This is a genomic window from Agrobacterium sp. 5Ca39 (assembly GCF_055382365.1).
Map to the genome: position 1 here is coordinate 1,082,538 of NZ_AP026436.1, position 14,915 is coordinate 1,097,452.

Genomic DNA, 14,915 nt, shown 5'->3' on the forward strand with positions numbered 1-14,915 from the left:
GAAATGCAATTGCCGGTCATGATGGCCGGCGGACAGGATGACGAGATGGCTGGTAGCGTAAACAAGGTAATTCTGATCGGAAACGTGGGCGCTGATCCCGAAATCCGCCGGACGCAGGATGGCCGACCCATCGCCAACCTGCGCATCGCCACCTCGGAGACCTGGCGGGACCGCAACAGCGGCGAGCGCAAGGAAAAGACCGAGTGGCACACGGTCGTCGTCTTTAACGAAGGCCTGTGCAAGGTCGTCGAGCAATATGTGAAGAAGGGCGCCAAGCTCTATATCGAAGGCCAGTTGCAGACCCGCAAATGGCAGGACCAGACCGGTAACGACCGTTACTCCACCGAAATCGTGCTGCAGGGCTTCAACTCCACGCTGACCATGCTCGATGGTCGCGGTGAGGGCGGCGGCCGCAGCGGCGGCGGCGACTTCGGCGGCGGTAATGATTATGGCAGCGGCGGCGGCTCCAGCTATGGCGGCGGTTACGACCAGCAGTCCTCCTCGCGCGGCGGTTCTTCCCGTGGTGGCAACCAGCCTTCGGGCGGATTCTCCAACGACATGGATGACGATATCCCGTTCTGATCGAACCGGGGACGAAGAAACGTGTGACAGGAGGTGAGCTTGACTGACGAAACCCTGCAGCCAAAACAGCCCGCCACCTGGCGCATCATCCTCGCTTTTTTTCTCGACTTCTGGACGGCGTTTTTCGCCGCCGGATTTCTGGTCGCGACGGTAGCGGGAGGGCGAACGCCCGAAGGTTTTGCCCTCAACGGTGCGCCCGCCTTTATCGCCTTTGCGCTGATCATTGCCTATTTTGTGGTGCTCGGGCGGTTCTTCGGTGGCACACTGTGGCAGCGCCTTTTGAAGGCGAGACGCTGACATCGGGCTTTGCCGTTTTTTTTAAGAGAAGAACACTTCGACGCCCGGGGCAATCTATGCCGCGACCTTGTCGGCCAGCATCGCCACCATGACATCGGATTGCGAGACGATGCCGACCATCTTACCCCTGGCGTCGATGACAGGCAGATAATGCAATCCTTCCTCCGCAAAGCGGATGATTGCTTCCTCGATTGGGGTTTCCGGCCGCACGGTTTTAACTGGCGATGTCATGATGTCCTTGACCGTATCGTTGGGGGCACTTGCGCCTGACAGGATGAGGCGAAGCCGCTGCAGGAAACCGATAGAGGGACGACCGTTTCTCCAGCTCGCCTTTTCCAGAAAGTCTGTCTGGGTGACGATGCCGACGATTTCGGCGCTGTCATTGGTGACGGGCAACGCCTTGAAATGATGGCTTTGCATCAGGGCATGCGCGTGGCGCAGGCTGTCATCAGGGGCGACGCCGACCACATCCCGCGACATGACACTTTCGCAATCGAGATGCAGCGCGCGACGCCGGTAGGAGCGCAACTCTGTCTTCCGCAGGATGGTTTCCAGCGCGTCGCGGTCGATATCGATGAACTCGTCATATTCCTTCAGCACGTCGTCGAGATCGGTGGAGGAAAAGCCGATTTTCTGAATGGGTGTCGGATCGGCTGTCCCGTGCGTGGCCTTGCCAAGCTTCAGACCGTGTGGATAGGCGCGGCCAGTGGCATTGTTGTAAGCGAAGGCCAGGGCAAGAAGGATCAGCGAATTTCCGGCGACCGGCCACAACAGGAAACCATAGCCGAGGCCATGTATGGCAGGGCCGCCCAGAACCGCCGTCAGCGCCACCGCACCGCTCGGCGGATGCAGGCAGCGCAGCGCCATCATGGCGGCGATGGCCAGGCTGATGGCGAGCGCGCTTGCGAGAAACGGATCCGGAACCAGCAGCGCCACCGTCACCCCGACAAAAGCCGAGACGAAATTCCCGCACAGGATCGACCAGGGCTGCGCCAGCGGGCTGGAGGGTACGGCGAACAACAGGACGGCCGAAGCCCCCATCGGCGCGATCATGGCGGGCAGCGTGGGATCGAAACGAAGAGCGAAACTGGCGAGAATGCCAGTCAGCAGTATGCCGACGAAGGCGCCTGTGGCGGAGCGGAGCCTTTCCCTGTTGCTGACGGGTGCGGCATCGGGAATGATGCGGCGCAGCGTGGAACGCATGGAGATAACTTTCGAATCCGAAATGACACGCGTCTTTTAGCCGAAGCGCCAGCTGAATTTAAGGGAGGATTTTCCGGCATTTCAGCGGTGGCAGGAATTTATTGCGTTGGTGTCGCGCAGGGACGGCTCAGAAAGCGAATGCGGATTTGATCCCGTCGACCACGAATTGCACCGACAGTGCAGCCAGCAGTACGCCGAGAAGCCGGGTAAGGATGGCGCGGCCGGTATTGCCGAGAAAGCGGTCCATCCGTTCCGAGACGATCAAGGCCGCGTAAACGAGAGCCATCGCGAAAGCAAGGATAAGGATGAGCACCACCATCTCGACCGTGGTCTTCATTGAGCCGGCAAGCAAAACGGTGGCGGAAATAGCACCTGGCCCGGCAATCAATGGCAGGGCCAGCGGGAAGACCGCGAGATTGTGGAGATGGTCCTTGGTAATGGCGATTTCCGAGGTCTTTTCCTTGCGCTCCTGGCGCTTTTCGAAAATCATTTCAAAGGCGATCCAGAACAGGAGGAGGCCGCCGGCGATGCGGAAGGCGCCCAGCGAAATACCGAGCAGATTGAGGATTGCGAGGCCGAAGAGGGCAAAGACGGCAAGGATACCGAAAGCGATGATGGAGCCGCGCAACGCCACCTGGCTGCGCTGGTCACGGGTCATCCCGGCAGTCAGCGCCAGAAAGACGGGCGCAAGCCCAGGCGGATCGAGTGTGACCAGAAGTGTGGTAAGCGCATTGATGAGCGTTTCGCTGCTGGCCATTCTTTCCCCGTTGGTTTTGTTTTTAGGCCGGAGCCTACGCAAGTCGCGGGCACTTTGAAAGAGAGCGCTACGCATTTGGGCGGCTAAATCATGAAAAGCGGCGTTCGTCTTGCAAATGACGCAAAAGCCTGTTCAAAACTCGCCGGGAAATTGGCTTAACGTGGCTGTTTCCGCTATAAAAATCCATCCGATTCTTAACAGAGAATGTGATCCGTTTTGACTGACCAGAGCCCCCCCGGCGGCGGAAAGCTTCCGCCAGGCATTGAACCGATTTCCATCATGGAGGAAATGCAGCGGTCGTATCTCGATTACGCCATGAGCGTTATCGTGTCCCGCGCGCTTCCCGATGTGCGAGACGGCCTGAAGCCGGTTCATCGCCGTATTCTGTACGGCATGTCCGAACTCGGCATCGACTGGAACAAGAAATACGTCAAATGCGCCCGCGTAACCGGGGACGTGATGGGTAAATTCCATCCGCACGGCAACTCGGCAATCTATGACGCGCTGGCGCGTATGGCGCAGGACTGGTCGCTCCGCCTGCCGCTGATCGACGGCCAGGGCAACTTCGGCTCCATCGACGGTGATCCGCCGGCCGCTGAACGTTATACCGAATGCCGTCTGGATAAGGCCGCGCATTCGCTGCTTGACGATCTCGACAAGGAAACGGTCGACTTCCGCGACAACTATGACGGCACCTTGCAGGAGCCGGTCGTCATTCCGGCCAAGTTCCCGAACCTGCTGGTCAACGGGGCAGGCGGCATCGCGGTCGGCATGGCCACGAACATCCCGCCGCATAACCTGTCAGAGGTTATCGATGGCTGTATCGCCCTGATCGATAATCCCGCGATCGAGCTGCCGGAACTGATGCAGATCATTCCGGGCCCTGATTTCCCGACCGGTGCGCTGATCATGGGCCGTTCCGGCATCCGCTCGGCTTACGAAACGGGCCGCGGATCGGTCATCATGCGTGGCCGAGCCACTATCGAGCCGATGCGTGGCGACCGCGAGCAGATCATCATCACCGAAGTTCCCTATCAGGTGAACAAGGCGTCTATGATCGAAAAAATGGCTGAGCTGGTCAAGGAAAAGCGCATCGAGGGCATTTCCGACCTGCGCGACGAATCCGACCGCCAGGGTTATCGCGTCGTCATCGAATTGAAGCGCGACGCCAATGCAGACGTTATCCTGAACCAGCTTTACCGCTACACACCGTTGCAGACCTCGTTTGGCTGCAACATGGTGGCGCTGAACGGCGGCAAGCCCGAGCAGATGACGCTGCTCGACATGTTGCGTGCTTTCGTGTCCTTCCGCGAAGATGTCGTCAGCCGTCGCACGAAATACCTGCTGCGCAAGGCGCGCGAGCGGGCGCATGTGTTGGTCGGTCTGGCGATTTCCGTCGCCAATATCGATGAGGTCATCCGCGTCATCCGGCATGCTCCCGATCCGGCTTCGGCCCGAGAAGAACTGATGACGCGTCGCTGGCCTGCACAGGATGTGGAAAGCCTGATCCGCCTCATCGATGATCCGCGCCACCGCATCAACGAAGACGGGACTTACAACCTTTCCGAGGAACAGGCGCGCGCCATTCTCGAATTGCGCCTCGCACGTCTTACAGCGCTCGGCCGCGATGAAATTGGCGACGAGCTGAACAAGATCGGCGCTGAGATCAGCGAGTATCTGGAAATCCTGTCATCGCGCCTGCGCATCATGCAGATCGTCAAGGACGAGCTTTCCGCCGTCCGCGACGAATTCGGCACGCCGCGTCGCTCCGAGATCGTCGAGGGCGGTCCCGATATGGACGATGAAGACCTCATCGCCCGCGAAGATATGGTCGTGACCGTTTCGCATCTCGGTTACATCAAGCGCGTGCCGCTGACGACGTATCGTGCACAGCGTCGCGGCGGCAAGGGTCGCTCCGGCATGGCAACGCGCGATGAGGATTTCGTCAACCGTCTGTTCGTCGCCAACACCCACACGCCGGTCCTGTTCTTCTCCTCGCGTGGCATCGTCTACAAGGAAAAGGTCTGGCGTCTGCCGATCGGCACGCCGCAGTCCAAGGGCAAGGCCCTTATCAACATGTTGCCGCTGGAACCCGGCGAGCGCATCACCACCATCATGCCGTTGCCCGAGGACGAAACGACCTGGGAAACGCTTGACGTGATGTTCTCGACGACGCGCGGCACGGTTCGCCGCAACAAGCTCGGCGATTTCGTACAGGTCAACCGCAACGGCAAGATCGCCATGAAGCTGGACGAGGAGGGCGATGAAATCCTCTCCGTCGAAACCTGTACGGACCGCGACGATGTGCTGCTGACGACCGCGCTCGGCCAGTGCATCCGCTTCCCCGTGGACGATGTACGCGTCTTTGCCGGCCGCAATTCCGTCGGCGTGCGCGGCATCAACCTGGCCGAAGGCGACCGCATCATCTCCATGACCATTGTGGGCCATGTGGAAGCGGAGCCGTGGGAGCGTGCGGCTTACCTCAAGCGCTCGGCTGCCGAACGGCGTGCCGCAGGCGTGGATGAGGACGATATCGCGCTCGTCGGTGAGGAAGTAACGGAAGAGGGCGAACTCAGTGAGGAGCGCTACCAGGAACTGAAGGCGCGCGAAGAATTCGTGCTGACGGTTTCCGTGAAGGGCTTCGGCAAGCGTTCATCGTCTTACGATTTCCGCACTTCAGGCCGCGGCGGCAAGGGCATCCGCGCCACCGATACCGCGAAGACGTCGGAGATCGGTGAACTTGTCGCGGCCTTTCCGGTGGAAGAAGGCGACCAGATCATGCTGGTTTCCGATGGCGGACAGCTCATCCGCGTGCCTGTCAACGGCATCCGCATCGCCAGCCGCGCGACCAAGGGTGTGACAATCTTCTCGACTGCGAAGGATGAGAAGGTGGTTTCCGTGGAGCGCATCAACGAGCCTGAAGGCGACGACGAGACTGAAAATGGCAATGGCGAGGAGGCGGATGACAATCTGCCAACCACGCCGGAGGCACCGGAAAGCGAGGCGTAAGCCGCCTCGTTTTTCACATCAGGATCAACAAAAACCCCGCGGTGCCTGTGCGCCGCGGGGTTTTTCTTTGGGTTTCCGTCTGGTGCGGTCTGTTAGCGAATACGTATATGAACCGGTGAGCGCCCCGCCCGACGGGCGACGTGCAGGTGAATGCTGGCTTCCGGCTGGTTGGCGCGCCAGGCACGGGCGCCATGCGAGAGCAGCAACGCGACGAGATCACGCGTTTTTGCCTTGGAACGGTTGAGACCGAGATCGGCGATACGCATCGCCGCCTCATGAATGGGATGCAGAACCGACAGGCTGCCATGCCCGTTGCCAGACGCAATGTCCGAATAATTCTCGTTGACTGCCATCTTGGAAAGCCTCGCTACTCATTACACAATTCGAGGAGACAGGCGATGTTCGAAACAGAGAGCACCGCCTGCGGGAACGTCTTCACTGAAGGGATGCCCAGCAGCTGACGCCTTTCTTTTTCAATGCATTGCACGCATTCACCGCGGCGTTCTGGCCATCGAAGCCGCCGAAACGGGCGCGGTATATCTGGGAGCCGTCCTTACTGTAGGCCACCGTGAAGGGCTTGGCGGAACGCAGTGCCGCACCGCCTTTTTCCTGGGCGCTCTGCAGCAGGCCGCGCGCGGAATTTTCGTCCGGCGATGCGCCAATCTGGATGACCCAGCCGCCCTGCGGCGCGTCAGACCTTGCCGCAACGGAAGGTGCGGAGGCTGCGGAAGCCGAGGTGGAAGCCGTGACGATATTATCGACCTTGGTGGAATTGGTTATCAGCTTGCGATCGGGCGCGGAGGGCGCCTGACGGATGGGGTCTTTACCCTTCTGCCAGGTAGCCGCCTCCATTGCCTTGACGGCTGCATTGGAAGAGGAGCCAGCAAAGGCGGTAACCGGCGCTTCCTCGTAACGCGTCTGCGGAACGGGTCCGGCATTGGGCAGGCCGGCATCCGTCGCGGCGACGGCGACAGAGGGAACGGCGGCGGCCACAGCGACCGGCTCTTCGACCGGGGCGGAACGCGTCTGTGCAATCAGGTTGCTGTTGCCGCCACGCGACGCCTGCGGCAGATAGGTTGCAACCAGTTTGCGCATGGTGGCGTCACGGGCGGCGCTGGAGCGACCGCCGAGAACGACGGCGACAATGGAGCGCCCGTCGAGCTGCGCGGAGGTGGCAAGATTGCTGCCGGCTGCACGCGTGTAACCCGTCTTGATACCGTCGACGCCCTTCACGGTTCCGACGAGGCGATTGTGATTGCCGATTACCTGCTTGCCGAAATTAAAAGTGCGGGTGGAGAAGTAACCGTAATATTGCGGAAAATGCTGGCGAAGCGCGATGCCGAGGCGGGCTTGGTCGCGCGCCGTGGTCATCTGGGCTGTATTGGGCAACCCGTTGGCATTGCGGTAGGTCGTGCGCGTCATGCCCAGGGCACGGGCCTTTGCGGTCATCATTCTGGCGAAACGGTCTTCTGAGCCGCCGAGATATTCACCGAGCGCCGTCGCCATGTCGTTGGCCGACCGGGTAACGAGAGCAAGGATCGCCTGCTCGACCGTAATGCTGCCGCCAGCGCGCACACCGAGTTTGGACGGCGGCTCCTTGGCTGCATTCGCCGAAACCGGCACCTTGGAATCAAGAGAGATACGTCCGGCACTGAGGGCTTCGAACGTCAGATAAAGCGTCATCATCTTTGTGAGCGAAGCCGGGTAACGCAGCCCGTCGGGATCCTCGCCGTAAAGCACCTTGCCCGTCTTCGCATCGATGACGATGCCCGCATATTTCGGATCGGCCTTTGCGGTCTGGACGGATGTTGCGGTTATGAACGCCGCCGCAAGTGTCAACGCCACAAACCTTACAAAAGACCCTGTACCCGCTTTGCGCGAATGTGCCCAAGATAGACTTTTCAACACTGCTGAACTCTTCAATCGCATATTTATGTTCCGCTCGGACACGCCCCGCCCGAATGCTCCGGGTAGAAACTTTATCGGGATGGCGTTACCAAGTGGTTTATGAAAGGTATCCGCCTTCCATAAAATGCGACTTTTCACACGCGATCTGTCTCGTGCCGTGTCACGGGTTTTCGTCTTTTACGAGGCGTTTCTCGACATAGGCTGTCACGGCTGCGTCTAGCGCCTGCCATTGCGGCAGCAGGTTGGCCGAGAATCGGTAGAACAGGCTCAGGTCCTGGCCGACGTGGATATCTCTCTGACAATCGCTACCCGTTGTTTCCTGAGGCGTCTGCGGCAGCAGGCAGCGCACCACATAGACGCTTTCGCCGTCGCGTCGGCCGGTCAATATGACTTCCTTGCCACAACCGGAATCAGCGCGCAGCCGATGGAGCAGCAGACCGTGCTTCAGGGGCGTCGGCTCACCTTCTATAAGTCTGGTATAAATCGGCTCGAAACGTCCTGACATGTCCTGCGACATGGTGCTCTGCGACAGCTGAACGAAAATCAGCCCGACTGCATTTTTCGGATCGTCGAAAAGGGCACGATTCGAATCTCGATACCCCGCAAGGTCGGGCCAGGTGAGGTAGAGGTCGGCGCGCTCATGTGCACCACTGTCACGATCAGACGGATTCCGAAGGGTGTTTTTTGCCAGTTTCAGCCGGTCGTTGCCGATGGTCATCTCCACTTCGTCGGTTGACGTGGTGTGTCCCGCCTGAATAATTCTGTCGCCATACCATTTCATGCCGAAATTGAGCGCAGTGAGAAGGGCGGCAAGGGCTCCGCATATGACGATGACGCGTCTTATGAGAGAAGAGGAAAGGAAGCCTGTGTCGCTATGCATGAGCTTTCAAACTCGTTCTGTCCGCCGGGTTTTCGGCGCGGAAATAACAGGCAAAGCTTTAACCCGCGGCGATCGCCATTGAAATGATGTTTTGCCGCTGCTACCTGATAAGCGCAAGCAAAGGACGGCATATGGCAGCGCGTGACAGATATTCCCGGAAACTCGAATGTTCCAAATGTGGCCATCAGGGTTTTGCCGAGGCGTCCGAGTCGGATGACAAAACCCGCCGGGACGTCGATTTCCGCATTGACGAAATGCCCCGGGGATTTCGCGCAGAACGCCCGTCGGGCGACCCCACTGACTTCATGATCCGCTGCGCCCAATGCGGCAACATATTCCGCTTCCTGCAGAAAACCGCCTATGCGCCGGGAGGCGAGCCGCGCGTCAAGGCCTGAACGGAGGGTGCCGGCATGACTTTACCGCAACAGCCCAACGGAGCGCCGCAAAGGCGCAAACCAATCTGGCCCTGGATCGTTCTGCTGGTGCTCACGCTATGCGCGATCTATTCCTATAACCGCGCCAACGAAATCATCGCTGAGTTGTCCGATACCTTGCCGCCGGCGCTGCTGAACCTCTTCGAGGACCTTCTCCGGGGGGAAGGCCGGCACGGCCATGGCGGGCCCAGCATCGGCGTTTGAGTGAGACGCCCGCCGTAAAGGGTCGCCCATCCTCCGGCCGCACATCATGTCATGACCATAAAAGAAAAAAGCCCCGCAAAGAGGCGGGGCAGGTTGATCGCTCGGGGAAAGTTGGGCAATGCCCGGGAGCGATGAGTGGGATATAAGAGACAATGGTGCGGACGCGATAGGCCACTTCCGTCCCAAACAGTACGCCCATGCACAAATTTCACTTAATCCGCAGATTTTTGAACGATGAATTTGACGGATCTGTAAGACAACTTGACAGGCTTTCGCTTTATTCTTTGCTTGCCTCGAATTGCACATATTCTCCTTTAACGTAACGTGACATGAGCAGACGCATGGATAAATCCGGAATCCTCTTTGTGGCGCTTTTGTTGGTGCTTGTTGCAATCGTTTTGAGCCTTACGCTGTTCGATACAGCGCAGCAGGTCCCTTCGATACCTTCAGGTGACGGCTCCCTGCTGCCGCCCGCAGCGACCCCGGGGCAATGATCCGCCAACTGTGAGAGAAGGACGACGATGCTCGTCGGAGCGGGATTGACGCCCTTTTTCAAACCGCTATAAAGCCTCACCACCGTGGATGGGTGTCCGAGTGGTTTAAGGAACCGGTCTTGAAAACCGGCGTGCGTGAGAGCGTACCGTGGGTTCGAATCCCACCCCATCTGCCATCAAGCGCAACATCATTCCTACAATGTCGCGACGAGGCGTGTTCCCGCAGCGTTTGGGCATCGCGTACATTCCGTACGAATAAGAAACCCGCCTTTCGGCGGGTTCCAGGCAGCGGTAGTGGATCAGATTTCCGGACAGCCTCGTTCATTTGCGAAGGTGATCCGGTCCGGTCCCCGGCGCGTGAAGCCTTCGACAACAACGCGGCCCGGCGTGACGCGCACGACTTCGGGATCACGAAGGCCTGCTTCACGGGCCGCGGCGCGGGCTTCGCGTTCGCTGCAGCCACGCATGCGTGGAGGACCCCGGCGGTCCATGTCCCGATCACGGTCGCGGATGACGGGACGGACGCCATCCGGGCCGATTCTGAGCTCCATATCCTGGGCACCGGCAGGCATAGGTGCGGCGAAGGATACCAGGGCGATGCCAATCGCCAGACCTGTGGTTTTCATAAAATTTATCATGTTTCCTCCCTCAGCCGAAACCGGCGGAAGCTCGTTTGTTTGCGCGGAGAAAACGCGGTTACCGCTGCTTTGTTCCTTGCGAGGCTGCGAGGGGAGGACTGACGGCGGGCGGATTCCGCCGTGGAGGGGCATGCCGAAAAGATAGAAATCATTAACCACGTTCGTTACAATTTTATCGAATTTGCAAAAGTCGTTCGCATTTTCGCCACGTTATGCACAAGATTAAGCGACTGTTAGGTGCTTCGATGGCAGGGGCAATATCGAGGCAAGTGAGGGTGCGGTTCTCCGAGCCAATAGCAGCGTGGGGCAGACGATTTGAATTCTACGGTCAAGAAAACAGGCATCAGCGCCAGGTCGGGCGTGAAGTGGCTTGCAATTTCCGTGCTTTGCGCTGCAACGGCGTCGTGTTCCACCACCTCCGAGACAAAGCCTAAGCCCAAGCGCAGCAAGGAATATTTCTCAGAATCCGAATATGGCGTGAAGGCCAGCCCGCGCGTTGCCGATGGAAAGAACATCCCGAAGGGTGGCGGACGCGAGCTGCTGGGTAACGCCTATACCGTCAAGGGCCGCCGTTACTTCCCGAAAGAAGAGCCGGGCTACAACAAGGTTGGCCTTGCTTCCTGGTATGGCTCTGCCTTCCATGGACGCCTCACGGCGAATGGCGAGGTTTACGACAAGGAACATCTTTCTGCCGCACATCCGACATTTCCGCTGCCGAGCTACGCGCGCATCACCAATATGGATAATGGCGCGTCGGTGCTCGTCCGTGTCAACGACCGTGGTCCGTTCCACGAGGGCCGTCTGATCGACGTTTCCAGCAAGACGGCGGATCTTCTGGACATGAAGGCGACGGGGACAGCAAATGTACGGGTTCAATATGCGGGCCGTGCGCCGCTCGACGGCCATGACATGCCTTACCTGATGGCTTCCTATATTCCGAAGGGTTCGCGTTCGCCGGGCGTCGCGCCTGAAGGGCAGATCGCGACCGGCGTGATGGTTGCTTCGGCCTCGCCGAATTTCGTGCCGGCGCCGACATCGAACCCGAATTATGCCGGCTCGGCTCAGACCGCGCTCGTTGGTTCCAAGAAGAATGCGGCGCTTCAGGCCATGCCACTCGTCAACGGTGTACAGCCCGCATTCGAACAATTCGCGATCCTGCCGGAAATCGGCCCGATCCTGGCGGAGCGCCCCGAAGGTAACTTCCTGCGGGAACCAGCGGCTCCAGGCGGCAATTATCTGCGTGTGCCCACGCCGTCTTCCAAATATGCAGCGGCCTATTCCGAAGAATCCGCCGCCGTATCCAAAACCGCAAAGGTGTTCGACACCGTGCTCGTCAATCGTGACGGCTTGAGCGAAGAGTCGATCCTCGCCCATGTGAAGCGTCAGCAGGCGAAGTCACGCTGACGGATTAAGGACACCGGCACACCGTTCTCATGGCGGGCGGCCGGTTGTGGCAGACAGCACTGGGCGGTTTCATGCGCAAGACCTTTCATCGCTCCTATCTGTCGGCCGTCGCGGCGGTCGCTTTTGCATTTTTGAGCGCCGGCGCGGCGCAATCGCAGACTGCGCCCTTCATCGCCAAGGCCGAGCAGGCCTATATGATCGATGCCGAGACCGGTACGGTGCTACTTGCCCAAAATGAGGATCAGTCCTTTCCGCCCGCATCGCTTGCCAAGCTGATGACGGTGGAGGTGGTGCTGGATGCGCTGTCGAAAGGACAGCTGGCGTCGGAAACGGCCTATCCCGTTTCGGAATATGCCTGGCGCACGGGCGGGGCCCCATCGCGAACGTCAACCATGTTCGCCGCCCTGAAATCCTCCGTTGGCATCAATGACCTTCTGACCGGAATCATCGTGCAGAACGCCAATGACGGCTGCATCATCATCGCCGAAGGTATGGCGGGATCGGACGCTGCCTTTGCCAAGCGCATGACGGCACGGGCAGGCGAACTTGGCATGAACCGCAGCACGTTTGCCAATTCCACCGGACTTCCCGATACCGGAAACCAGACGACTGCCAGGGACATGGTGCGCCTTGCCCAGCATCTGCATGACACCTATCCCGACCGCTACTCGTTGTTTACGAAGCCGGACTTCGAATGGAACCGGATTTTCCAGCGCAACAAGAACACGTTGCTGATGCCGGGAAGCGGTATAGACGGTCTTGGCCTCGGTTTTGCAGAAGGCAGCGGTTTCGCCGCCGTGGTTTCGGCGGAGCGGGAAGGGCGCCGCATCTATCTGGCGCTTGCCGGCATCGCAGACGACAAGACGCGGCAGGAGGAAGCGCGCAGAGTGGTGGACTGGGGCCTGACCGCCTTCGAAAAACGCCGCCTGTTCAGCAAGGATGAAGTGGTTGGCTCCGTCAGCGTGTATGGCGGCGATGCCTCCTATGTCGACCTTTCTCCGAAGGACGATGTCAGCGTCCTGGTGCCCGTCAACAATCCGGAACGCCTCTCCGGACGTATCGTCTATCGCTGGCCGCTGAACGCGCCGCTCGATGTCGGGGCGAATGCCGGAACGCTGAAGATATTCTCGGGCGAGCGTCTAATGCGCGAAGTGCCGCTCTATACGAAGAGCCGGGTGAACAAGGGTTCGCTCACCCAGAATGCCGCAGGAGCATTGAAAGAACTTCTGCTGTTCTGGCTGTGAAGTGCGGTTCAGCACGCGCCATTTCTCCTATGCTTTTGTTCAGGCACCGGTTTTTCTGAAAAGCGCTTCACACATTTCGGTCCGATGCTGTAAACAGGCATTTCAACATTGACGTGAATTCCTTGCAGGACGTGACATTGGCCGAAAAGACCGGATTGTTCATCAGCTTCGAAGGCGGCGAAGGCGCCGGCAAATCGACGCAGATTCGCACGCTTGCCGAGGCGCTTCGCGATCGTGGCTTCAAGGTGGTCGTAACGCGTGAGCCCGGCGGTTCGCCGGGTGCGGAGGCCGTAAGACATGTTCTCCTATCCGGTGCGGCGGAGCCCTTTGGCGTCCGGATGGAAGCTATCCTGTTCGCCGCCGCGCGCAACGATCACGTCGAAGAGGTCATTCGCCCTGCGCTGGAGCGCGGCGAGATCGTGCTCTGCGACCGGTTTCTCGATTCATCCCGCGTCTATCAGGGCACGACCGGCAATCTGGAGCCGGATTTCATCGAGACGCTGCAGCGCATCGCGATTGATGGCGTCGTTCCGGAGCTGACACTGATTTTCGATATCGCTGCCGAAAAAGGCCTTGCCCGCGCCAGAAAGCGTGCGGAAGAAGGCGCGAAGCCCGATCGCTTCGAGAAAGAGGAAATCGAAACCCACGAGAAGCGGCGGGAAGCCTATCTCGATATCGCGCTTGCCGAGCCGCGTCGCTGCCGCATCGTCAATGCCGATCAGCCGGAAGAAAAAGTTGCGGAGGATGTCATGTCCTTCGTCGAGCCCTTGCTCGAACAGCTGGGGACCGAGGCGGGCAGGGCGCATGAGTGAGGTCCAGGGCGTTCTCGACGGTGCAATCGCGCCGCAGCAGAACACGACGCTTTTTGGCCATGAGGAGGCGGAGGCGTTTCTCGCGCAGTCCTATCGCTCTGGCAAAGGCCATCATGCCATTCTCATCGAAGGGCCGGAGGGCATCGGCAAGGCGACGCTCGCTTTCCGTTTCGCCAATCATGTATTGAACCATCCCGATCCTTTGTCGGCGCCGGAGTTTCTGCCAGACCCCGATCCGCAGTCGCTGGTCAGCCGGCAGATCACCGCCGGCGCCTCGCATAACCTGCTGCATCTCACCCGGCCCGTGGATGAAAAGACCGGCCGCGTGAAATCCGCCATCACGGTGGACGAGGTGCGACGGGCAGGGCATTTTTTCTCGCAGACCTCGGGCACCGGCAACTGGCGCATCGTCATCATCGATCCCGCCGATGATCTCAACCGCAATGCCGCGAACGCGATCCTGAAAATACTGGAAGAGCCGCCCAAAAGGGCGATGTTTCTCGTGCTCTCCCACGCACCGGGAAAATTGCTGCCGACAATCCGCTCACGCTGCATGCCGCTCAGGCTGCTGCCGCTTTCGGATTCGGCCATGGTGCAGGCGCTCGATCATCTCGGCATAAATCTCTCGGAGGAAAAGCGCGATGCCCTGCTTGCCGCCTCCAAGGGTAGCGTTGCGCAGGCGCTGAAGCTGCTGAACTACGGCGGCTCCGATATTGTCGAGGCCCTTGCCGCAGTCATGAATGCCGACGGGCCGGGCGCCCGCAAACAGATGCACAAGCTCGCCGAGATCCTGGCCCAGAAGGATGGCGACATCGTCCTCGGTTTTTTCATGGAACATGTAACGGAAGATCTGATGGCGCGCGCGCGCGCGGCGGCCATGACGGGCGATATCACGGCTGCGGAAAGGCTGGCACGGCTTTCTTCGGCGCTCTCGGAACGCATCACCGTGGCGCAGGCCTATAATCTTGACAAGAAACAGATGGTGATTTCCATTCTTGAGGATATCCGGGGCGTCTAAGGCCGGAAAATCGTGAGGACCGAAGTTGCCT

15 protein-coding genes and 1 tRNA gene are annotated in these 14,915 nt (G+C 59.6%); 10 read left to right on the plus strand and 6 right to left on the minus strand.

Going from position 1 to position 14,915, the window contains the following annotated elements; genetic code table 11:
• The first annotated feature begins 3 nt into the window (after positions 1 to 3).
• Together ACZ47E_RS05280 and ACZ47E_RS05285 are read left to right on the plus strand one after the other, a co-directional pair.
• Entirely contained in the window at positions 4 to 582 is a 579-nt protein-coding gene (locus tag ACZ47E_RS05280; protein ID WP_048902810.1) for a single-stranded DNA-binding protein, read from the plus strand.
• A gap of 33 nt (positions 583 to 615) precedes the next feature.
• Positions 616 to 879: a hypothetical protein gene (locus ACZ47E_RS05285; protein WP_234704074.1), complete on the plus strand. Its 264-nt coding sequence runs from the start codon at positions 616 to 618 to the stop codon at positions 877 to 879.
• 54 nt (positions 880 to 933) lie between these two features.
• On the opposite strand, the gene ACZ47E_RS05290 is transcribed toward ACZ47E_RS05285, so the two are convergent.
• Positions 934 to 2,082: a CBS domain-containing protein gene (locus ACZ47E_RS05290; protein ID WP_278067424.1), complete on the minus strand. Its 1,149-nt coding sequence runs from the start codon at positions 2,080 to 2,082 to the stop codon at positions 934 to 936.
• A 127-nt stretch (positions 2,083 to 2,209) separates the two neighbouring features.
• Positions 2,210 to 2,839 carry a MarC family protein gene (locus ACZ47E_RS05295; protein WP_035208833.1) on the minus strand — a complete coding sequence of 210 codons (630 nt, stop codon included), beginning with the start codon at positions 2,837 to 2,839 and terminating at the stop codon, positions 2,210 to 2,212.
• A gap of 216 nt (positions 2,840 to 3,055) precedes the next feature.
• On the opposite strand from ACZ47E_RS05295, the gene gyrA reads away from it, so the two are divergent.
• A complete protein-coding gene (gene gyrA / locus ACZ47E_RS05300) occupies positions 3,056 to 5,848 on the plus strand; it encodes a DNA gyrase subunit A (RefSeq protein ID WP_137068675.1) in 2,793 nt (930 codons plus the stop codon).
• 92 nt (positions 5,849 to 5,940) lie between these two features.
• Here gyrA and ACZ47E_RS05305 read toward each other — a convergent pair whose 3' ends face one another.
• From ACZ47E_RS05305 to ACZ47E_RS05315, 3 genes are all read right to left on the minus strand, one after another.
• Entirely contained in the window at positions 5,941 to 6,201 is a 261-nt protein-coding gene (locus ACZ47E_RS05305) for a hypothetical protein (RefSeq protein WP_278067426.1), read from the minus strand.
• An 82-nt stretch (positions 6,202 to 6,283) separates the two neighbouring features.
• Positions 6,284 to 7,777, minus strand: a complete 1,494-nt coding sequence (locus tag ACZ47E_RS05310) for a D-alanyl-D-alanine carboxypeptidase (RefSeq protein WP_081093392.1) — start codon at positions 7,775 to 7,777, stop codon at positions 6,284 to 6,286.
• Between the two features lie 139 nt (positions 7,778 to 7,916).
• Positions 7,917 to 8,636 (minus strand): hypothetical protein, encoded by a 720-nt coding sequence (locus ACZ47E_RS05315; RefSeq protein ID WP_278067427.1) that lies wholly within the window; start codon positions 8,634 to 8,636, stop codon positions 7,917 to 7,919.
• 131 nt (positions 8,637 to 8,767) lie between these two features.
• Here ACZ47E_RS05315 and ACZ47E_RS05320 point away from each other — a divergent pair, with 131 nt between their 5' ends.
• The 3 genes from ACZ47E_RS05320 (at position 8,768) to ACZ47E_RS05330 (ending at position 9,944) form a co-directional block, all read left to right on the plus strand.
• Positions 8,768 to 9,031, plus strand: a complete 264-nt coding sequence (locus tag ACZ47E_RS05320; RefSeq protein ID WP_004441746.1) for a hypothetical protein — start codon at positions 8,768 to 8,770, stop codon at positions 9,029 to 9,031.
• Positions 9,032 to 9,046: 15 nt separating this feature from the next.
• Entirely contained in the window at positions 9,047 to 9,274 is a 228-nt protein-coding gene (locus tag ACZ47E_RS05325; protein WP_004441747.1) for a hypothetical protein, read from the plus strand.
• 580 nt (positions 9,275 to 9,854) lie between these two features.
• Positions 9,855 to 9,944: transfer RNA gene (locus ACZ47E_RS05330), tRNA-Ser, on the plus strand.
• A gap of 123 nt (positions 9,945 to 10,067) precedes the next feature.
• Here the strand turns inward: ACZ47E_RS05330 and ACZ47E_RS05335 are convergent.
• Positions 10,068 to 10,406: a hypothetical protein gene (locus tag ACZ47E_RS05335; protein WP_004441749.1), complete on the minus strand. Its 339-nt coding sequence runs from the start codon at positions 10,404 to 10,406 to the stop codon at positions 10,068 to 10,070.
• Positions 10,407 to 10,721: 315 nt separating this feature from the next.
• Between ACZ47E_RS05335 and ACZ47E_RS05340 the strand changes: the two genes are divergently transcribed.
• The 4 genes from ACZ47E_RS05340 to ACZ47E_RS05355 all read left to right on the plus strand — a co-directional run bounded on the left by ACZ47E_RS05340 (position 10,722) and on the right by ACZ47E_RS05355 (position 14,884).
• Positions 10,722 to 11,810 (plus strand): septal ring lytic transglycosylase RlpA family protein, encoded by a 1,089-nt coding sequence (locus tag ACZ47E_RS05340; protein ID WP_006697463.1) that lies wholly within the window; start codon positions 10,722 to 10,724, stop codon positions 11,808 to 11,810.
• Between the two features lie 71 nt (positions 11,811 to 11,881).
• A complete protein-coding gene (locus ACZ47E_RS05345; RefSeq protein WP_464016907.1) occupies positions 11,882 to 13,054 on the plus strand; it encodes a D-alanyl-D-alanine carboxypeptidase family protein in 1,173 nt (390 codons plus the stop codon).
• A gap of 137 nt (positions 13,055 to 13,191) precedes the next feature.
• Positions 13,192 to 13,866, plus strand: a complete 675-nt coding sequence (tmk, locus tag ACZ47E_RS05350; RefSeq protein WP_037092834.1) for a dTMP kinase — start codon at positions 13,192 to 13,194, stop codon at positions 13,864 to 13,866.
• A complete protein-coding gene (locus tag ACZ47E_RS05355) occupies positions 13,859 to 14,884 on the plus strand; it encodes a DNA polymerase III subunit delta' (RefSeq protein WP_037092765.1) in 1,026 nt (341 codons plus the stop codon). Before tmk ends, ACZ47E_RS05355 begins: the two co-directional genes overlap by 8 nt.
• Positions 14,885 to 14,915 lie beyond the last annotated feature (31 nt).